Raw genomic sequence first — 19,193 nt, forward strand, 5'->3', positions numbered from 1 at the left:
ACGCCGAATATGAATCGTCTCTCTGTCGTTAAACGGAAAGGCCTTCTCCCGCTCTATATTTTCATTCTACCGGGACTGGTGCTTATTCTCTTGTTTAACTATATTCCGATGCTAGGCATGCAGATCGCATTCAGAGACTACAACTTCCAAGGCGGAATCTGGGGAAGCACATGGGTCGGGTTGCAAAATTTCAAGGAGTTTACGGCGAGTTCGGATTTCTGGAGAGCAACCGGCAATACGTTTCTGCTAACGATGCTAAGGCTGCTGTTTATCTTCCCCACAACGATTCTCGTGGCGTTAATGATTAACGAGGTACGGGCATTCCGGTTTAAGCGATTCGTGCAATCGTTCAGCTACTTGCCGCATTTCATCTCCTGGATCGTGGTGGTAGGATTCTTGGATGCCTTCTTATCCATCGACGGAGGCGGTGCCAATTCCTTGCTGCACTTCCTCGGGTTAGATCCGATTGCGTTCATGGGATCGGAGACGTGGTTTCGTCCGATCTTCGTCCTGAGCAGCATGTGGAAAGAAATTGGATGGGGCACGATCTTGTACCTCGCCGCGATCTCGAGCATTAACCCGGTGTTCTACGAAGCCGCGGTCATGGATGGAGCCGGCCGTTTCGCGCAGATGCGTTATATCACGCTGCCGAGCATCGTTCCGATCATCTCTATCGTGCTTATCCTGACGGTTCCAAGCTTGCTCAGTGTCGGCATCGACCAGATATATGCGATGATTAACCCGGCGAATATCGGCGTGGCCGAGGTCATTGATACGTACGTACTGCGGCTCGGTATCGGACAGGCGCAATATTCCCAGACAACGGCGATCGGACTTGTGATGAGCGTCATGTCCACGATATTGCTGCTGCTCAGCAATTGGATCTCGAAGCGCATCGGAGGCGACGGGATATGGTAGGAAAGCAGGTGTACGTATGTGGCGGTTAACGCGAGGCGAGAAAACTTTTGACGTTATCAACAGCAGTTTGCTGGCAATATTTGCTTTTGTATGCGCTTATCCATTGTGGTATATATTGGTTCTGTCATTCAACGAAGGCCGGGACGCAGCCCTCGGCGGCATATTCTGGTGGCCGAGATTGTTCACGCTGGATAACTTCCGGGTCATTCTGAACGACAATACAATTGTCAACGCTTTCTGGATTACGGTAGCACGCACGGCAATCGGTACGGCAGGTTCGCTGCTGATCACCTCCATGGTTGCCTACGGCTTGTCCAGGAAAGAGCTGCCCGGCAGAAACCAGCTGCTGCTAGTCTTCCTGTTCGTCATGCTGTTCAACGGCGGACTGATTCCATTCTATCTGCAGCTTGTTCATCTGAAGCTGATTAATAACTTCTGGGTCTATGTACTGCCGGGACTGTTCAGTATTTGGAACATGTTCGTCATGAAGACCTCCTTCCAGAACTCGATTCCGGAAGCTGTAGTAGAATCCATGAAGCTCGACGGAGCAGGGTACACGCGCATTTATTTCAATGTCGTGCTTCCTTTCTCGATGCCGCTTTTCGCAGCGCTCGGCTTGTTTACAGCTGTGGGCCATTGGAATGATTGGTTCACCGGCGCCTTCTTCGTCAATGATCTGAATTTGCAGCCGCTGCCGACCTATCTGCAGCGCATTATGAGCACGATCGAAGCGAGCCAGATGATCAGCGCGAGTCAGATGACCAGCGCACATTCGGTCAGCTTATATAACCCGGACGCTATTACGTCCAAGTCGGTTCGCATGGCAACGATCGTCATTACGATCCTGCCGATTCTGTTTGTATATCCGTTCGTTCAGCGATTCTTCGTCAAAGGCGTTCTAATCGGCTCCGTCAAAGAGTAGCGTTAGCGTCCATCCGAGCTGAGCGACAAAGGAACGAAGGTATTGCGAGAGCACCGGCCGCGGCATGGATCCTGCCGGGCCAGCCTTTACGAATCTCTGCTTCTTTCGTTCGTTTGATGATATAGATGTGTTCCACGCATGATTACCAGCAGGCTATTATGAGGGGGAAATCAGGGTATGAATAACAGATGGAAGAAGAGTATGATTTCGGTCGCGGCAGTGACAATGCTAGCAGCATTAACCACGGGTTGCGGAACGAATGGGAATAATTCGAATACGGCTGAAGGCAATAAGCAGGGTTCGTCTACCGGCACAGCGAAAGAAACACATTACACGCTGTATGCTCCGACACAAACGACACCTGTTAATTTGGACGGACCGATCACCAAAGAAGTGATGGAGAAGTCCGGCGTTCACTGGGATAAAGTGGAGATCGGCAACGGCGGTGACGTCACGCAGCAAATCAATCTGAAGCTGGTTGGCGGAGATTTCCCGGATGCGATTATTTTGCCTTCTGACAGTCTCATTTGGTCGCGTCTTGTTTCGGAGAAGAAGCTGCTTCCGCTCGACAAGTACTTCGATGATGCAGCGGGTTATCCGAATCTAGCGAAGATCGACAAGCGCATTATCGATAACTGGCGCGCTGCCGATGGGCATATCTACTTCGTGCCGTCGGGCTACGAGCCAGTGGTAGACGAGCCTTCCGCATGGCAGGGCAACGCGCAGGGACTCTGGATTCAGGAGTCCATTCTGAAGAAAGCGGGCATGAAGACCGAAGATCTGCAGACGATCGAAGGATTCGAGAAATATTTGAACGCGATCAAGGACTTTAAGGACTCGCAAGGTCGCAAAATGATCCCATTGTCACTCGGCGGCGAGAACTTTGCCGGGCTTCAAGTGGTTATGTCCATGTTCGGCGTGCAAAGCACGGGCTATGGCTGGAATGAACAAGCGGACGGCTCCGTCGTTCCGGATTACAAGCTGCCAGGCTTCAAGCAAGCGTTCGAGTGGTTGAATCATCTCCAGCTGAACGGGCTGCTAGATCCGGAAACGAGCTTCCAGAAGAAAGACTTGTTCATGGAGAAAGTGAACAACCTGCGCTTCGGCGCGATGCTGTTCGATGGCTGGGATAATCCGAACCAGTCGCTGATCAAGGCGAACAAGCTTCCAGAATCGATCTCGTACAAAGCGTTGGCAGAGAAAGGGCTGCCTGAAGGCTGGTTCTCGCCGACGAAGCTGCCAACCAATCCAGGTGTGAAGTTGGCGCAATACGCATCCTTTAATCCGTTTGGAGGCTCCGGCACGGGCGTCAGCGCGAAGATTGACAATCCGGATGCGCTCATGAAAGGGCTGGACTGGATGCAAACGCAGGAAGCGTTCATCCTCATGGAATACGGTCCGGAGAGCATGGGAGCGTACAAAATGGAGAACGGCGCGGTAGTCGTCAACGATGACGTCTTCAGAGGTCCGAAGTTCTGGGGCGGCGATAACGGCGGCATGACGAGCGTCACGGAGAACGGCTTCTGGTGGTGGAAGAACCTTGCAAGCGTCGGCAACACGCATATCAAAACGATGGAATCGCCATGGCCGTCGTATAACGCGATGCTGTACAAAGCGGAAGAAATCAATCACGAGCAAGGCACATTCGGGCTGATTCCGAAGTCGAGCCGCATTAAGCCGATCATCGGCGGAGCAGTGGAGAAATACAACCCGGTACAGAGCGATATCCGCCTGCAATATTACGCGAAGCTGCTGCTTGCCAAGAACGATCAGGAATTCGAGAAGGTCTACAATCAGTTCCAGAACGAGATGAAGGTACGCGGTCATGATGAAGATACGATTGCGGAGTTCAACAAAGAGTACAAAGCATACAGCGAGACGCCGGCAGGCAAAATCACGATTACGGTCAAGCGAGCTCTGGATCGTAACGTATATAACGACAAGCCTGTCATCGTCGGTGAATAATACAATTGGAGCGTGAAACCTTGAGTAACTTATCGCCAGCTTATCCGAATCATGTCAATATTATTAACTTCATCCGGGGCGTAGAGCCCCGGGAAGCGGTGGATCTCGTCGAACCGGTGAGAGAGCAGCTCGCTCTTGTGCAGAAGCACGGTCTTCGGGCGACATGGCTGCTCCAATACGATGCGCTGATCGACCCGGCTTTTACGGACCTGCTGGTGAACGAGGCAGATGCCGGGCAAGAAATCGGCGCATGGTTTGAAATCGTGCAGCCGCTTACGGAGAAGGCCGGCATCCCTTGGCGCGGCCGATTCCCTTGGGATTGGCACTCGCATATTGCTTTCTCCGTCGGATACACGCCGGAGGAGCGGGAGCGACTCGCAGACGTGCTCATGGAGGATTTCCGCGCGAAGTTCGGCCATTATCCCCAATCCGTTGGATCGTGGTTTATGGATGCGCACCTGCTCGGTTATCTGTCGGACCGCTATCAGATCGTAGCTTCTTGTAACTGCAAGGATCAATGGGGAACCGATGGCTACACGCTCTGGGGCGGTTATTGGAATCAAGCCTACTATCCGAGCCGCTTGAACGGATTCATGCCTGCGCAGACGGAGGCCAATCAAATTCCGGTTCCCGTGTTCCGCATGCTGGGAAGCGATCCGATCTACCAATATGACGCCAAGCTTGGCGGTAACGGCCAAGCCGTTATTACCTTGGAGCCTGTCTATTCGGGCAAAGAAGGCGGAGGCGGCATTCCGGAGTGGGTAAGATGGTTCTATGACGTTAATTTCCGCAAGGAGCAGGTCTCGTTCGGCTATACGCAGGTCGGTCAAGAGAACTCCTTCGGCTGGGCGGCGATGAAGGACGGTCTGATCGATCAGGTCGACTTGCTTGCCGTTAAACAAGCGGAGGGCGTGCTGAAGGTAGAAACGCTCGCGGAATCAGGTCGCTGGTTCAGACGCCAATATCCCGTCACGCCGGCTGCTTCCATCAGCGCATTGACAGACTGGCGGGGTGAAGGCCGTCAATCGGTATGGTATAACAACCGGAATTACAGGCTTAACCTGCTGAATAATGATGGCGAGCTCTGGATCCGTGATATACACCGGTTTGACGAGCAGTATGCGGAGCGGTACCTGGACGCTACATGCCCGGACAAGAATGCTCATTACGATACGCTTCCTGTTGTAGACAGTGCCCGTTGGAGCAACGACCAGACGTCTGCCGGACTTCGTCCTGTTATCTATGACAGCGAAGGAAATGCGGTTCCGGTAAACGTGCAATCGCTCGAAACGGATGAAACGGTGCAAGGCGAGCTTACGATTCTTGTACGCTTGGAAGGCGAGCATGAGCTGCGCATTCGCTGCGCGGATCAGGAGATTATCATCTCCACTGACATGCCGAACTGGGGCCTCCTGTTGGAATGGGGAGATGTAGAGGACTTGCCGGAGATCCGTCTGGAGCCGGAAACGATCGGGTATGTGTTCAATGGACATCCGTATAAGCTTGGGCTGACCGGCGTACAGCAGGCTGATCGAAGCAGCGATAGCAATGGTGCGGGGCGGATTGAGCTTCGCTCTGCGGGGCAGGAATTGCGGTTGCGATTATAAGTAGACGTTTCATAGAGAGCAAAGCTTCTCATGAGTTCAATCGAACTTGTGGGAGGCTTTTTCTTTTTGACAATGCTGCCATAATCCAGTATCATCTAATTCAACAAGAATCTAATTAGATATTTATTTAATTAGATTTATTTTTTGTTTATCGGATTAGACAACTATCTAATTAGTGGGGTGTGACATGAATCATATCCGTGTGTTAAGTCAGGAAAGACAGTATAGCCGCTTGTTCTGGTCGGGTCTTATTAATGGGATTGGGGACCGATTCAGCCAAGTTGCCATACTCAGTTTGTTATTATCGCTTACCGGCTCCGGCTTGGCGGTTGGGATTACCTTTGCAGTGAGATTGATTCCTTATTTGATATTCGGTCCTCTGGGAGGAATCATCGCCGACCGGTTCTCAAAGAGGAACGTCATGATAATCACCGATGCAGCTCGAATTGGTTTTGCTCTAATACCTTTATTAATAAGAGACTCTTCTGACGTTTGGATTATCTATGTAAGCTCGTTTCTTCTATCAGCGGGCGAGGCCTTATACGCTCCAGCAAGAATGTCTTCGATTCCCCAGATCGTCCAGAAGGAAAATTTATTATCGGTAAATGGTCTCGAGCAGGCCATGCTGGGGATTGTGTTAATTGGCGGATCTGTTACTGGAAGTGTTGTGTCTGCAACGATTGGGGTTCATGCATCGTTTGTTCTAAACGCGCTGTCGTTTCTGTTTTCAGCTGTTATTCTGCGCCAAGTTATAATTCCAAGGCAGAGTAAATCCACTGCTATCATCCTATCTAAGATTGAAAAAAGCCGCTTTAGAAGAATGAATGAGTATCGCAAATTAATACCGGAGTCTCCCTTTATTCGCGGCATGCTTCTCGTTTTTCTTCTCACTCCTGTTGGGGATGGCATCTTTAACATTCTTATTAGTGTATATGCTGTAGAGGAGTTTAAGATGGGGGATATCGGAATCGGCATCTCTTATGGCGCATTAGGATGCGGACTTGTATTGGGTTCGGCGCTGCTTGGGAGATTTGCAAAGCATATGAGGGTTACTGTCGTTGTTCTTCTCATAATAGAAGGGACGATGAACATAATCATTAGCCAATCGGCCTCTTTTGTAATGGCTGCCATACTCCTGACTCTCACTGCAAGCTGCGGAGCAATCGGGAACGCGTGCAAAAGAACGATTCTTATGAATGAAGTTCCCTTACACGTGCAAGGTCAATTCTTCGGCATATTGGCGACGCTTCAAAATACGATAATGGGGATCTCTATGTTTGCAGCAGGGTTCCTGCTCGAAGTTGTATCACCACGAACATTAGGTTTAACAGGGGGAATGTTGTTCCTTGTGGTAGCAGCTGGTTTTACATTTCTAATCTTCGTCAGATCAGGCCATTCTCATCGAGCTTAATCTTGTCATTCCTCCCATCAAAGGTTAGGATGAAAGCATCTCTATCTCAAGAAAAGAAAGGAATATTATGACGATGAAATATAATCCGGAAGAAGACCAAATTATTGATACTGTTGAACGGCTGAGAGAGCTGGTTGGCGTTCCGCATGAGGCTGTTGTGAAGAAGAGTATTGACCATATCGACGATCATGTTCGGGGCTACTTGGCGAAGTGCCCGCTGTTCTTCCTGGCGACCGCCAATGAAGAAGGACAATGCGACGTATCGCCTCGCGGCGACGGACCGGGCTTCGTGCAGGTGCTGGATGATCATACGCTGGCATTCCCTGAAAGGATGGGAAACAGAAGAGTCGATTCGATGATCAACTTGCTGTCCAATCCACGGCTTGGCATGATTTGCATTTTGCCTGGGATGAATGAGGTGCTTCGCATTAATGGCCGTGCCCAAATGATCCTCAACGAGTCGCTGCTGGAAGGCATGACGTTAAATGGCCGGAAGCCGAATCTAATCGTCAAGGTTACGGTGGAAGAATGCTTCATCCATTGTCCTCGGGCGCTCAAAACTTCGGATGTATGGGATGCGGAGACTTGGCTGAACCGGGAGGAATTCCCGAACATTCAGCGTATCTTCGAGGATCATATTACGCGTAACGGATACGTGATCGAACGCGAATCGAATTAATGCATTGCGGCGACAATGGTGATAGGGAGGGATGCTGGATGCTGCTCTTTACACCATTGAAGCCTATGCTTGCAAGCAGGGGCATGGAAGCGTTCGACGATGATAGATTCATCTTCGAGCCGCAATATGACGGCGGTCGTCTTCTTATCCATAAGCAGCGTGAGCGTGTAGAAGCTTATACGCGATACGGGCATGTCGTCACGGCCAAGTTCCCGGAGTTGCTGGATGCGGCCTATGCAATCAAAGCGGACACGGTGATTCTGGACTGTGAGGGCATCTGCTTGCGAGATGGACGGCCTATATTTGACGACTTCAATCATCGCGGGCGGCTTGGCAAGGCGACAACAATTGCACAAGCGGCGAAGTCGCATCCGGCGACCTTTGTTGCCTTCGACGTGTTGTATTCGGGAGAACAGTCGCATATAGATGAGCCGCTCATGCAGAGGAAGGAACGGTTGGCCAGCCTCATTGCGGATTCGCCTGTGCTTACGAAGACGCTATATATAGAAGGGCAAGGCGCAGCACTGTTCGCCCTGACCAAGGAGAAAGGCATGGAAGGGATTGTCGCGAAGCGGCGGGATTCGATCTATCGGCTGGATCGTCGATCAGCGGATTGGCTGTCGATTAAGCATGTTCGGACAATTGATGCAGTTATTGTCGGGTACCGGACGGAGCCGTTCGCGCTTGTGATTGGGCTGCATTTTCGCACGATGAAGAATAAGCCTGTTGGCACTGTGGAAGAAGGGATCGGCCACGAGGATAGGCAGGCATTCCTCGCTGTTGCGGAGCAGCTCCACACGCAGAAGGATCGGCAAACCGGGATACAGTGGATCGTACCGAAGCTCTGCTGCCGGATTGATTACCTCGATCGGACGGATATGCATCAGCTGCATACGACATGGTTTAGAGGCTTCCTGCCTCATGGGCGGCCGGAGGATTGTGTCTGGAATTATAACTAATCTTAGGTGAGAGGAGTTGTCGCAAATGATCGTAACCACTGTAAAAGTATTCGTGAAGCCGGAGCACATCGAAGAGTTCATCGCTGCAACGCTGGATAACCACCTTGGTTCCGTGCAAGAGGACGGGAATCTGCGGTTTGATATTTTGCAGCATCGTGATGATCCGTCCGTGTTCACGTTCTATGAGGCGTATGAGTCGGAGGAAGCGGCAGCGAAGCATAAGGAAACGAGCCATTACTTGAAATGGCGGGATACGGTGGCGCCTTGGATGGCGAAGCCGCGCGAAGGTACGCCGCACAGGGTCATCGCGCCTGCGGAGGCTTCGCAATGGCGGTAAATTGGCAATCGGCACCTTTTGCATTTACCGGAACGCCTCATATCTTATTCGGCAGCGGTATGCTTCATAAGCTGATCCAGGTGCTGCCAGAGGGAGCGAGTCGCGTTCTGTTTGTGATGGGCGGCTTCCAACAGGCAAGCGCGGAGCAGTGGAAGCGAGTCGTTGATGCGCTTGCTGCCGCAAGCATCGCCTATGATATTGCTCATATCCGCCACGAGCCTACGGTGGAGTGGGTGGATGATGTAGTAGACCGCTACCGGAGCGATGCCAAGGTTGATGCGGTCATCGCTATTGGCGGCGGGAGTGCGATGGACGCGGGCAAAGCGGTATCCGCAATGCTGACGACGGAGCCTGGCGATACGGTGCTGCATTATTTGGAAGGGCAAGCCGCGTTCCGAGCGCATAACGGGAGCAAAATCTTCTTCGTTGCTGTCCCGACAACGTCCGGAACCGGAAGCGAAATGACGAAGAATGCTGTGATCTCCATCAAAGGCGGGTTCAAGCGCTCCTTGCGGCATGACCGGTTCATTCCTGACGTCGCTATCGTAGATGGCAGCATTACGATGAGCTGTCCAACATCGGTGAAGGCTGCGAGCGGTCTCGATGCGCTAACACAATTGATCGAGTCGTACGTATCGACCAAGGCCTCACCGATGACAGATGCACTCGCTTTATCCGGCATTGAGGCAGCCGTGAGTAGCTTGCTGCCGATCTGTACCGACGCTGCCGAGAATGTGGAGCTGCACGAGCGGATGGCTTACGCCTCCATGATGTCAGGCATTACGCTGGCGCATGCGGGACTTGGGCTGGTTCACGGATTTGCAGCGCCGCTCGGCGGGCAATTTCCGATTCCGCATGGCGTTATCTGCGGAACGCTGCTGGCGGAAGTGACGAAGCGGAACTTGGAGCAGCTCAGCAAGGTTGATGGGGAAAAAGATGCGACGGCGGCAGCATTGGCTTTGGAGAAGTATGCTGCTGTCGGCGCACTGCTAACCGGTCATCCGAAGGAAGATGCGGAGGGCTGCCGAATGCGGTTAGTTGAGACGTTAGAGGCGTGGACGGAGTCGCTGCACATTCCAAGGCTTGGCGCCTATGGCGTCAATGCGGACAATCTGGATGCGATTCTTGCCGCGTCAGATAATAAGCAGAGTCCGGTTCAGCTGGACAAAGCTGTCATGCGGGAGATTGTGCTGGCGAGAATCTAGCTGGCGGATAGAGAAAAAGACTGGTTCCTCGTAACGAGGATCCAGTCTTCTGTTTGTTTGTCAAGCATTTTCCACGGATTTAAAACGGTATATCAAATCTCGTTCTTCATTCTTATACTGGTAATAGATAGTCGATTACGGATAGGGGACGAGTGAGAGATGGATGAGCTTCGCAAAGCCGTTGAAGAATTAATGAAGGAAATCCCTGAATTGCGCGATGTGTCGAGCGAAGAGTTCATTCAGCTCATTCAGGCGCTCCTTATGGCAAGTCGTCAAAAACAAGCTGAATAATCTTCTCCAGCTTCTCTCTCGTGTGCTGGTTGGACAGATTAATCTTGTAGCGTGATACGAGATCTTTAATAATCAGTTCTTCTTGCGTGGCCGACATGGGTCTATGCTTAAACTCCTTGCCTGTCGTTAACCAATCCACGCTCACCTCGAAGAAAGCGGCGATCTGGGCCGTCATCTCATGGCCGGGTTCACGTTTATTCGTCTCATACATGCCTAAGGTGCTTTTCCCAATGTTAAGGCGTTTCGCAAACTCCTCTTGGGACATATCTTTTCTGTACCTCAAATAGGCGAGTCGTTCTCCGAATGTAAGCAACAGTAGCACCTCCATCAGCTAAGCGCTAATCAACTGATATTATATCTTACAACAGAAGGACGAGTTTTTGGTCAATCTCGTAATGTGATTATAATAAGTTTACAATCGCGAAATGTGAATATATACTAAGTGGGATTGGTAACGTTGTTAGCTTGTGGAGGTGAATATACATATTAACTCATGACGGATGCCCAAGCGATAGCCGGTCGCCGATCTATGTCTACTGCGTGAAGATGGAGCCTCAGAATGATCGCGTCATATGCAGAAGCTTGAACATTACAACAGAGGTTTTGTATATGGGAGTAACGCCGCGGCTAAATGGAACCTCGGGCTATAGGGCGGGTATTCCGATGTTCGTTACGAAGGATGGAACATACTTGCAGCTTGGTAACGTTACGGGCTATAAGGATGCGCTGTCATCGCTTGGCTTCGATCGGTTCCATCCGTCTTGCTTAGTGAATGTGCGGCTTATCGACCGGATAGAAGCGGGACCATACGGCAATGACGTTTATTTCAAGGGAGCGGGCGAAATCTCTGTGCCGATCTCCAAGGCGAAGACTGTACAGTACCCGCATCTGGTGGTGAAGGCGGACTCAGATCTAAACAAATTTCCTCCGGTAAGATGACAATGATCCCAGTACCAACAATCCCCAGAATCTATTATGATAGCGTTGAAGCGCTTTAATAGGGAGGATGGTGGATGTGATGTATCAGTTGAAGAAATCGAGCAGCAGAGCGTTTACGGCAGAGAACAGGTCAGGGGCAGCGGGAAGCGGCGGTCAAGCGAACAATGGACGCAAAGGGGCGCCTTGCATCGAGGGGTTCAAGCAGGGGCAGACGATAGAATTGCTGAATTGCGAGGGACCTGGTGTCGTCAGGCATATCTGGATGACGCTGCCGCCTGGCAATTTCGATCACATGCGGAATGTTATTCTACGCATGTACTGGGATGGGCAGGAGTATCCAAGCGTAGAAGCGCCAATCGGCGACTTCTTCGGCGTCGCTCATGGACGGCAGCGCATGATGCAGTCGGACTGTGTTTCCATGCAAGCTGGCAAAGGCTTTAACTGCTGGATTCCGATGCCGTTTCAGAAGAAGGCGGTCATTACAATCGAGAACGATTCTAGTACTGATGTCGCGATGCTGTTCTACCAGATTGATGCGACGATCGGCGACGAGCTAGACGAGCAAGCAGGTTACTTCCATGCAAGCTTTCGGCGCAGCAATCCGTGTCCAATGCACGAGGATTTCGTTATCGCCGACAATATCAAGGGCCAAGGCGTATACCTCGGCACGACCCTCGGGGTGCGAAGTATCTACCGGGATTGCTGGTGGGGCGAGGGCGAAGTGAAGTTTTATATGGATGGCGATTCCGACTATCCCACGATATGCGGTACAGGCGCTGAGGATTATATGGGCTCTGCCTGGGGATTGGAAGAGGTGCTGACGCCTTACCAGGGCGCTCCGCTCGTGGATGGAGAGAACGGGCTGTATTCAATCTACCGTTTCCATGTGCGAGATCCAATCTACTTCCAGAGCAGCCTTAAGGTAACGGTACAGCAGATCGGTTACGGTCCTCTCGATAAAGCCGAGCAATATTTCGGTGACCGCCTCGTTCATTACCGTGCTGCTGGTGCTTCTGAGGAAGATGACCATCGGTACTTCGAACTGAGTGACGACTACTGCGCGGTGGCATATTGGTACCAAACATTGCCATCGCAGCCGTTTGATCAATTCCCGAACAGGGAAGTGCGGAGTAGGGACCTGCAAAGCAGCAAGGGTGAGGATGGGCCGGCGCGGAGCGATGTTTAGAGACTTGAAGCGAGAGAGGTTTTTCATGAGTTTATTAAACTTGTGGAAGCCTCTTTTTTTTATTGTGTCTAAGCTAGTAAATGATCATAAATTACTAATATTTGGAAGAGCGTTCATTATCATACTCTTAGTCCTCATATTGACATTCTTGTCCGAAACCATTATAATATTTGAGATCAAATGGTTCTGTGTGTGAGTCGGGAGCATCAATGATCATTTCAAATCTCGTTGTGCAATCACGCACCTAGAGCGTTAATCAAGCAAGAAGGCTTCTGTTGCCGGCTTGCTTTTTCTTTTCTAAACAGGGGTTGGATTGATTGATTTACGGCACTTTTGGCGCTTGATTTCGTATGAACGAGAGAGAGAATTGGAGTCTATTATTTGAAGGAGGGGCATGATGAAGAAACGAAGTCTAAGACTGCTTCTCTGCACGGCAGCACTGCTTACAATGATCTGGTACGAGAGGGGAACGAGCTTCTACGAGCATGTAGATGGGGCAGTTGATACCATCACGACCCAATTGACCGAAACACAGGAAGCTTTCAAAAATCCGATTATGGGCTTCAGACCGTCACGCAACGTTAACGATACCTCTTTCCCGAAGCGGGAATATGCAGATATTTATAAACATTATATCAAGTACACCGATCTGGAGTATAACGCACAGGACTCCGTTCAGAAGATTATCGATTGGAGCAATAAGGCTTGGGCGGGCATTGAGAAGAAGAATATTAAGGTCGTTCCTCGAGTCGTTATTTTGTACCCTGGTGCTGGAGAGTTCTGGCCGAATGGAGTCGAGCATGGAGATCCAGTCAATCAATGGCTGTCAGAGGACTTGAAATCCCGGCTTGTGGCGTTCATCGGCAAGCTTGGGCAGGCTTGGGACAATGATCCTCGTGTTGCTTTTGTAGAACTCGGATTGTACGGCAACTGGGGCGAGCACCATATTTATCCCTATAAGTTTTCTGACAGGGGCAGTAGGATCCCACTCAGTTTTCAGACGGCGCTTGGTGACGCGTATACAGCAGCGTTCCATAACAAAAAAATTCTCGTGCGTTATCCAGAGACGTTCGAAGATTATGATTTCGGTATTCAGTGGGACTCATTCGCGCTACCAGATGATGCTTTTAGTGGGAATGGGGAGATTTCACGTGATAGTTGGAGGACGCAAATCAACAGCGGTGAAGTTGCCTATAATTGGGGCAATCAATCCAAGTTGGGCGGAAGTCCGAATGGAACACTCAGCAGTACGTCCAATACGAACTATGTCATTGATTGGATTATGGACACCCACACCTCGAGCTTAGGGTGGATTGCCGACTATAAAGCAAACAATCCCGCTGTTGAAGCCGGGGCAGCTGCTATGCAGAAGGTGCTTGGTTATCGATATGTGATCAGTCAGGCAACGTTTACGGGCAATGTTTCGCCCGGCGGAGCGATGAACGTATCCTTCCAAGTGACGAACAAAGGTTCATCGCCATTCTATTATAATTGGCCGGTGGAAGCGAGTCTGCTGAAGAGTGATGGAACAGTTGCTTGGAAAGGATTGTTCTCGGATGATATTCGAACCTGGCTGCCCGGGACAGAATGGAACAAGACAACACGTGCATACAATGATGCTCCGGCTGTTAATCTGGTCAACGGAACGTTTGCGATTCCAAAGTCTGTGCCGAAGGGTACCTATACACTGGCGCTCTCGATACTGGATCCGGCCGGCTGGATGCCAAGCGTTCGATTCGCGAATACCAACTATTATACTGGCGGTAGAACACCGATTGGTAAAGTCGGCATCGGCATGAATCCAACCGATCAGAATCTCGGTTCGTTCGCAGGCTTGCAATCGGATACGACGCTTGGATATAGTCTGCAAAACAGCTCGTATAACGGGTCTATCGGCAGTCGAATCAGCGCAGTTATCGTAAACAATAAAGCGCTTAGTTTCGAAGCCAAACCAGTGATCATTAACGGCAATATTATGGTTCCTTTTCGCCCCATCTTCGAGTCGTTGAATATGAAGGTGGAATGGAACAATAAGGACAAATCGGTTAAAGCATCAAAAGAGAATTTAACCATCAATTTGACTAACGGTAGTTTTAAAGCCACTGTTAATAACAAGGAATTCAAGCTGACTCAAACGCCATTCATTACACCAGCAAGCATGTTTTATGTGAATCTCAGATTTATAAGTGAAGCCGCTGGCGCTTCTGTGAACTGGGATAACGATAAAAAAGTAGCTACGATTACGACTGGAAAATAGTTCAATATTGTCGTGATAAGCCACCGCTATGGTGGCTTATTCTCTTGTAAGGGGGTTGGATGATCTGCATCTTGCATGCGTAAGAGGCCCGTACATATGTACTGGGCCTGCTTGGCGTTTGTGGAACATTGTATTTGTAGGGGGAGCGAGAGAAGTGATAGAGAAATAAGCAAGGAGGAGAGGCTTAATGCATGCGATGAACGAGTTTAGGTATCAAATTAAATTGAAGGTCAGTTCGCTCACTGACAGTCAAATATCTAAAGCGTAAATATCTGAGATAGGAGTGCATTTCTGCTTCATATTGCTCGTAATTAATCGTGCCTTTTTCGAGCAGCCGCTCCATCGTCCACATCGTTACCTTGATTGTTTGGGCATCAAGTTCCGATAGTTCACCGTTAATCTCAATTCGCAGCTTCTCCATGCGGATTTCGTTACTTTGATTCATGGAAATATCACTCCTCCTGATTGGTGGTGTAACTCCCATATCCCCCACGTATTTGCATCGTAAGTTATTAAGGTGATGCGACTTCCGAATTTTCGGTTGTATCGGAAGGGGGTGATGTCCACATATATTTGGTGCCTGATAGAACAACCGGCTTTGTGAAGCTGATCGTATAGTTCACATACGCTTTTGCTTCCGGAATGGTTAGAATCCAATTCATTCCGTCATTTTCAGGAGCAGGCCCAACCATTACGGATACGCCGTTCGCTTTAATGTGGTTCTTCAATTGATCAGCGGTGACTTTCGTGGTTGTCGTTATTTCGAATTTCCCAACCTCCGGGTAGAAGCCCAATTCCCCAAAGATGTAATCTTTGCTCCATAACAAGTTTGCATCGGTTGTTTTACCGAGAACAAGTAACTTCCCCAATTTCACCTTATAACTCGAACCTCTGGCTACGTTCTTCATTACGCCATAGAAGTACTTGTTAGTGCCTCCATAATACTCGGTATACCAGGTGATTGTCTTATTCGGTATCGAAAAGTTTGCCTCAAGTTGTTTGAGTGTAATGGGTGAGGACAGCTTCAACGTGAATTCGCCTGTACTGAGCTCTTCATCAATTGACAAAATGACTGAAGGTTTACTGCTCACGGTACTGCTGTTACTTGCTGCAGACGCCACTGTCCCAGTAGTCAAGGCAAGCAATAATGAGAGTAACACGATAAAATGGTTCCTAAACATATGAATCTCCTTCCCCATTCAAGGGAGTTAGTGGGTGGACGGCTCAGCCCAAATGAATGGAACAGAGCCGTCTCTGCAGCAAAGCGTTAATCTCTATCGATCGTTATCGATAATGTCTACATAGTTTGAAGAATGTGGATCCAACGTTGCGCCACCAGTTGGGTTTTTCAGTTGAATCAGGAAAGCTTCTTTGGATTCTTTAATTTTGTCGTCGATGATTGGAACATAGAAGGATTTCTCGGTTTCGCCATTGCGGAATACGAGCGTACCGGATACATGAGTGAAGTCGATTCCGGCAGCAGCTGTATAGCTGCAATTGCAGTAATCCACACTAACTACGCCGTCACTGCCGGAGATACGGCGGACGGTAATTTTAATCTTCCCGTCATTCTCCTTAACACTGAGATGGTCTTGTTTAAACGATAGCTTTCCAGGTTTGACTACCTTTGCTGAAGCCTGAAACGGCAGCAGCAGTGAAAAGGCCGTGCAGAAAACGAGAAACAAGAATGAGACCTTGCGAAGACTTCTTGCTGACGATCTGACCATGTAGGAACAACCTCCACTAAATTATTTTTTGATACAAAATGTATCTAACGCTATTCTATGACACGATTAGTGTCTCGTCAATTAAATTTTAAAAGACTTGTAAATCCGCAAAAATCGGGAGTTTATCTGATTTTTCACATTTTCTTTATGTTAATTATTCTCTCATACCATTTACATCATTCCATCGGTTTGATACAATTCGTATACAAAAGTATTGTAAGTAGAATATGGAGGGGGATGTGGAGTCATGAGCAGGGCTAATCGGATAAAAGTGTTTGGAGGGGATGTGAAGTAATGGGAAAGGCTACAATAAAAGAAGTGTTTCTACTTCGTGCGGTCGCGTGTTTAAGCATCGTATTCCTACACTCCTTTTCTCAAGTATACGGCAGTGATGATGGTTGGGTCGGTGCATTAAGGTTGCTTCTTACATTTGGTACACCTGCTTTTATCCTTATTTCCGAAATTGTCCTAGCAAATGCATATCCTTTGCATACTCCTAAAGGATTTTTGAAAAAAAGACTACGTTATATCCTAGTACCGTATTTATGTTTTGTCACTATTTATTACTTCCAGAGCCTGTTTACCTCCGATGGAGAGCCTAAAGTAACTCAATTTATCTCTAGCTTATTTCTTGGTGTAACTCCAGCCTATTTCGTCCTTATTATTTTTCAATTTTATCTTCTGCATATGTTCTTCGTTCGACATGTTTTCAATCGTTTCCGCCCACTGTGGATATTGATTATAGCCGGCTTGGTAAACCTGGTTTATCTTGCTTTCTTTAACTTAGTAAGTGCTCCTGATCATTCAATAGCGGAATTTATTTGGGGTAGTTTCTACAAGATGCCGTTTTTTGCGTGGGTTTTCTATTTCGTGGTAGCTTATTATTTGGGCAGAAACTACAACACTTATCTAAAAAGGTTGGTTCAATATCGATATTACATCTACGCGTCAGTCCTTCTGTCAGGCATAGCTTCGATCTATCTGTTGGAGCAGGATATTATTCCTGTTATAACCTCCAAGCGCTTTGATATCATTTTTTTCACAATAAGTACAGTGTTCCTGCTGCTTATCATAGCATCTAGATTAAAAGCAGTACCATCTTTTATCGTAAAAATAAGCCAGTGTTCCTTTGGCATCTATTTAGTCCATCCATTGGTGCTTTCAGTATGTGATTATTTTATTTCTTTTCACAACAGCATAATTGGCTCAATCATTATCTTTGCTATCGTTTTGTTGGGTTCAATAGGTGTAGTATCCCTTCTTAATCGGTTCCCATGGGGAAGCTATATTATAGGACGCATTGGAATAGGTATAGATATGAATCGTCCAAAGAATCCGTCAACAATCCCGCTAAAAGTTAATACTTAACGAGTGCGGACTTTTTTTCGGTAAATTACCCTATAAATGAAATGGTTTCGGCAAAAGCAGTCAAATTTCGATAGAAGATGTCTATTAACAATATTTGGGTGCTGTAATAAAATGAAATTATATCAACTTTACTTACTATTGAACGTTCTCGATGCGGAGGGAAGAGGAATTGAAAAGTCAACTGATTCGTGGATTGAAAATAGGAAGAAAGAAATTGCAGAAATGGCGGACCACTACTTTTTACCGACGTAAAATCGAATATCTGATTCGAAGTAATCCCGACCTTACTGAGAAGCAACCACCACAACACTTTTCAAATCAAATTGATTCGTTCTGGGGACAAAAGCTTGGTTTAAAAGTGAGCAAGAAATGGCATTACGCATACAGTTCGGTAAACGGCATCTTGGATGAAAAGTATATTCCCGAGGATATCTACTACGCTGTCGTTGAACCTAAGCTCAATCGTACGGATCTCGCCCAAGCCTATGTGGATAAGAACAGCTACTCTACATTTTTGACAGATTTCCATGCTCCAAAAACGATCCTGAAAAATAAAAATTCGATCTATTATGATGACAATGGCCGAATAATCGATCGGGAAGACATGAAGCAATTTCTTACCAAGGCCGATGGAGACTGGGTCATCAAGCCAAGTATAGATAGTGGAGGAGGCAGGGATGTCAGTCTTCTGACTTACAAAGCCGGCCAATTTTACCTCTCAAATAAACCGATCGATTTCTTGGAGATCGAACGAAGCTACAAGAAAGACTTTATCATACAGGAGCGAGTCAAACAGCATTCAGAGCTCGCTGCAATCCATCCCTCATCTCTGAATACACTTCGTATTATTACATTGCGATATAAGGGAACCATACGTATTCTATCGACGATTATTCGCTTCGGAAATAACGGAAGCAATGTGGATAATCAGGCCTCCGGTGGCGTGTCTTGCAAAGTGGACGAGCAAGGGAAACTCAATCACTACGCGATCGATAAAGTTGGACGTAAATTTACGCAGCATCCCTTTACGAAGATACCCTTCGAGGGTGTCCAAATTCCTAATTACGATGAAGTTCGCGGTTTTGTTTCCGACTTGCACCAACAGCTCAGTTACTTTGATCTTATATCCTGGGATATTGCTATTGACCAAGAAGCTAGACCACTATTAATTGAATTGAACTTATACGGCCAGGAAATCAATTTTCATCAATTCAATAACGGTCCACTGTTCAAAGAATTGACCGAGGAAATTATGAGAGATATTGTGTCCTAAACAAAAAACGGTCAAAAATTAAAACACCTTCAAGTGAATGCCTCATGTCGTAAGATATGAGGACAACTTGGAGGTGTTTTTGTATTTGCAGCTCAGACACAGGTATCTCTAATCTCGCATATGATACGTTGATAGACTCATTTTCATAT

At 48.2% G+C, this 19,193-nt stretch carries 19 protein-coding genes; 15 read left to right on the top strand and 4 right to left on the bottom strand.

The features are described from left to right. The first annotated feature begins 9 nt into the window (after nucleotides 1-9). From AC0YNX_RS21880 to AC0YNX_RS21925, 10 genes are all read left to right on the top strand, one after another. On the top strand, nucleotides 10-918 hold the full coding sequence (locus tag AC0YNX_RS21880; protein ID WP_475817830.1) for an ABC transporter permease: 909 nt from the start codon (nucleotides 10-12) through the stop codon (nucleotides 916-918). Nucleotides 919-934: 16 nt separating this feature from the next. After that, on the top strand, nucleotides 935-1,840 hold the full coding sequence (locus AC0YNX_RS21885; protein ID WP_475817831.1) for a carbohydrate ABC transporter permease: 906 nt from the start codon (nucleotides 935-937) through the stop codon (nucleotides 1,838-1,840). Nucleotides 1,841-2,017: 177 nt separating this feature from the next. After that, nucleotides 2,018-3,805: a type 2 periplasmic-binding domain-containing protein gene (locus AC0YNX_RS21890; protein ID WP_475817832.1), complete on the top strand. Its 1,788-nt coding sequence runs from the start codon at nucleotides 2,018-2,020 to the stop codon at nucleotides 3,803-3,805. A 20-nt stretch (nucleotides 3,806-3,825) separates the two neighbouring features. Then, the gene (locus AC0YNX_RS21895; protein ID WP_475817833.1) at nucleotides 3,826-5,412 is read left to right on the top strand and encodes a polysaccharide deacetylase family protein; all 1,587 of its coding nucleotides are present in this window, start codon (nucleotides 3,826-3,828) and stop codon (nucleotides 5,410-5,412) included. A gap of 187 nt (nucleotides 5,413-5,599) precedes the next feature. Next, nucleotides 5,600-6,823, top strand: a complete 1,224-nt coding sequence (locus AC0YNX_RS21900) for an MFS transporter (RefSeq protein WP_475817834.1) — start codon at nucleotides 5,600-5,602, stop codon at nucleotides 6,821-6,823. Between the two features lie 73 nt (nucleotides 6,824-6,896). Further along, nucleotides 6,897-7,502 (top strand): pyridoxamine 5'-phosphate oxidase family protein, encoded by a 606-nt coding sequence (locus AC0YNX_RS21905; RefSeq protein ID WP_475817835.1) that lies wholly within the window; start codon nucleotides 6,897-6,899, stop codon nucleotides 7,500-7,502. Nucleotides 7,503-7,540: 38 nt separating this feature from the next. After that, entirely contained in the window at nucleotides 7,541-8,461 is a 921-nt protein-coding gene (locus AC0YNX_RS21910; RefSeq protein WP_475817836.1) for an ATP-dependent DNA ligase, read from the top strand. Nucleotides 8,462-8,486: 25 nt separating this feature from the next. After that, a complete protein-coding gene (locus tag AC0YNX_RS21915) occupies nucleotides 8,487-8,798 on the top strand; it encodes an antibiotic biosynthesis monooxygenase (protein WP_475817837.1) in 312 nt (103 codons plus the stop codon). Then, nucleotides 8,789-10,003 (top strand): iron-containing alcohol dehydrogenase, encoded by a 1,215-nt coding sequence (locus tag AC0YNX_RS21920; RefSeq protein WP_475817838.1) that lies wholly within the window; start codon nucleotides 8,789-8,791, stop codon nucleotides 10,001-10,003. Before AC0YNX_RS21915 ends, AC0YNX_RS21920 begins: the two co-directional genes overlap by 10 nt. 159 nt (nucleotides 10,004-10,162) lie before the next feature. Continuing rightward, on the top strand, nucleotides 10,163-10,294 hold the full coding sequence (locus tag AC0YNX_RS21925; protein WP_475817839.1) for a hypothetical protein: 132 nt from the start codon (nucleotides 10,163-10,165) through the stop codon (nucleotides 10,292-10,294). Here the strand turns inward: AC0YNX_RS21925 and AC0YNX_RS21930 are convergent. Next, on the bottom strand, nucleotides 10,263-10,607 hold the full coding sequence (locus AC0YNX_RS21930) for a helix-turn-helix domain-containing protein (RefSeq protein WP_475817840.1): 345 nt from the start codon (nucleotides 10,605-10,607) through the stop codon (nucleotides 10,263-10,265). The genes AC0YNX_RS21925 and AC0YNX_RS21930 overlap by 32 nt on opposite strands. Before the next feature lie 269 nt (nucleotides 10,608-10,876). Between AC0YNX_RS21930 and AC0YNX_RS21935 the strand changes: the two genes are divergently transcribed. From AC0YNX_RS21935 to AC0YNX_RS21945, 3 genes are all read left to right on the top strand, one after another. Further along, the gene (locus AC0YNX_RS21935; protein ID WP_475817841.1) at nucleotides 10,877-11,233 is read left to right on the top strand and encodes a LytTR family transcriptional regulator DNA-binding domain-containing protein; all 357 of its coding nucleotides are present in this window, start codon (nucleotides 10,877-10,879) and stop codon (nucleotides 11,231-11,233) included. A gap of 79 nt (nucleotides 11,234-11,312) precedes the next feature. Further along, nucleotides 11,313-12,419 (top strand): glycoside hydrolase family 172 protein, encoded by a 1,107-nt coding sequence (locus AC0YNX_RS21940; protein WP_475817982.1) that lies wholly within the window; start codon nucleotides 11,313-11,315, stop codon nucleotides 12,417-12,419. Nucleotides 12,420-12,813: 394 nt separating this feature from the next. After that, nucleotides 12,814-14,676: a stalk domain-containing protein gene (locus AC0YNX_RS21945; protein ID WP_475817842.1), complete on the top strand. Its 1,863-nt coding sequence runs from the start codon at nucleotides 12,814-12,816 to the stop codon at nucleotides 14,674-14,676. A 184-nt stretch (nucleotides 14,677-14,860) separates the two neighbouring features. Here AC0YNX_RS21945 and AC0YNX_RS21950 read toward each other — a convergent pair whose 3' ends face one another. The 3 genes from AC0YNX_RS21950 to AC0YNX_RS21960 all read right to left on the bottom strand — a co-directional run bounded on the left by AC0YNX_RS21950 (nucleotide 14,861) and on the right by AC0YNX_RS21960 (nucleotide 16,403). Beyond that, the gene (locus tag AC0YNX_RS21950; protein ID WP_475817843.1) at nucleotides 14,861-15,121 is read right to left on the bottom strand and encodes a hypothetical protein; all 261 of its coding nucleotides are present in this window, start codon (nucleotides 15,119-15,121) and stop codon (nucleotides 14,861-14,863) included. 67 nt (nucleotides 15,122-15,188) lie between these two features. Further along, complete coding sequence (locus AC0YNX_RS21955; RefSeq protein ID WP_475817844.1) at nucleotides 15,189-15,836, bottom strand: hypothetical protein; 648 nt, start codon at nucleotides 15,834-15,836, stop codon at nucleotides 15,189-15,191. Nucleotides 15,837-15,950: 114 nt separating this feature from the next. Beyond that, nucleotides 15,951-16,403 (bottom strand): Calx-beta domain-containing protein, encoded by a 453-nt coding sequence (locus AC0YNX_RS21960; protein ID WP_475817845.1) that lies wholly within the window; start codon nucleotides 16,401-16,403, stop codon nucleotides 15,951-15,953. A gap of 294 nt (nucleotides 16,404-16,697) precedes the next feature. Here AC0YNX_RS21960 and AC0YNX_RS21965 point away from each other — a divergent pair, with 294 nt between their 5' ends. Together AC0YNX_RS21965 and AC0YNX_RS21970 are read left to right on the top strand one after the other, a co-directional pair. Beyond that, nucleotides 16,698-17,771: an acyltransferase family protein gene (locus tag AC0YNX_RS21965; protein WP_475817846.1), complete on the top strand. Its 1,074-nt coding sequence runs from the start codon at nucleotides 16,698-16,700 to the stop codon at nucleotides 17,769-17,771. Nucleotides 17,772-17,940: 169 nt separating this feature from the next. Continuing rightward, nucleotides 17,941-19,044, top strand: a complete 1,104-nt coding sequence (locus tag AC0YNX_RS21970; RefSeq protein WP_475817847.1) for a sugar-transfer associated ATP-grasp domain-containing protein — start codon at nucleotides 17,941-17,943, stop codon at nucleotides 19,042-19,044. The last annotated feature ends 149 nt before the right edge of the window (nucleotides 19,045-19,193 follow it).

This window comes from Paenibacillus sp. J31R98, assembly GCF_056269245.1.

What these genes read in the sequence shown, in the direction of transcription:
- AC0YNX_RS21880 (WP_475817830.1), top strand. Translation starts at nt 10, where the DNA reads ATGAATCGTCTCTCTGTCGTTAAACGGAAAGGCCTTCTCCCGCTCTAT.
- AC0YNX_RS21950 (WP_475817843.1), bottom strand. Translation starts at nt 15,121, where the DNA reads ATGAATCAAAGTAACGAAATCCGCATGGAGAAGCTGCGAATTGAGATT.
- AC0YNX_RS21905 (WP_475817835.1), top strand. Translation starts at nt 6,897, where the DNA reads ATGAAATATAATCCGGAAGAAGACCAAATTATTGATACTGTTGAACGG.
- AC0YNX_RS21920 (WP_475817838.1), top strand. Translation starts at nt 8,789, where the DNA reads ATGGCGGTAAATTGGCAATCGGCACCTTTTGCATTTACCGGAACGCCT.
- AC0YNX_RS21890 (WP_475817832.1), top strand. Translation starts at nt 2,018, where the DNA reads ATGAATAACAGATGGAAGAAGAGTATGATTTCGGTCGCGGCAGTGACA.
- AC0YNX_RS21885 (WP_475817831.1), top strand. Translation starts at nt 935, where the DNA reads ATGTGGCGGTTAACGCGAGGCGAGAAAACTTTTGACGTTATCAACAGC.
- AC0YNX_RS21960 (WP_475817845.1), bottom strand. Translation starts at nt 16,403, where the DNA reads ATGGTCAGATCGTCAGCAAGAAGTCTTCGCAAGGTCTCATTCTTGTTT.
- AC0YNX_RS21965 (WP_475817846.1), top strand. Translation starts at nt 16,698, where the DNA reads ATGGGAAAGGCTACAATAAAAGAAGTGTTTCTACTTCGTGCGGTCGCG.
- AC0YNX_RS21945 (WP_475817842.1), top strand. Translation starts at nt 12,814, where the DNA reads ATGATGAAGAAACGAAGTCTAAGACTGCTTCTCTGCACGGCAGCACTG.
- AC0YNX_RS21925 (WP_475817839.1), top strand. Translation starts at nt 10,163, where the DNA reads ATGGATGAGCTTCGCAAAGCCGTTGAAGAATTAATGAAGGAAATCCCT.
- AC0YNX_RS21915 (WP_475817837.1), top strand. Translation starts at nt 8,487, where the DNA reads ATGATCGTAACCACTGTAAAAGTATTCGTGAAGCCGGAGCACATCGAA.
- AC0YNX_RS21910 (WP_475817836.1), top strand. Translation starts at nt 7,541, where the DNA reads ATGCTGCTCTTTACACCATTGAAGCCTATGCTTGCAAGCAGGGGCATG.
- AC0YNX_RS21900 (WP_475817834.1), top strand. Translation starts at nt 5,600, where the DNA reads ATGAATCATATCCGTGTGTTAAGTCAGGAAAGACAGTATAGCCGCTTG.
- AC0YNX_RS21940 (WP_475817982.1), top strand. Translation starts at nt 11,313, where the DNA reads ATGTATCAGTTGAAGAAATCGAGCAGCAGAGCGTTTACGGCAGAGAAC.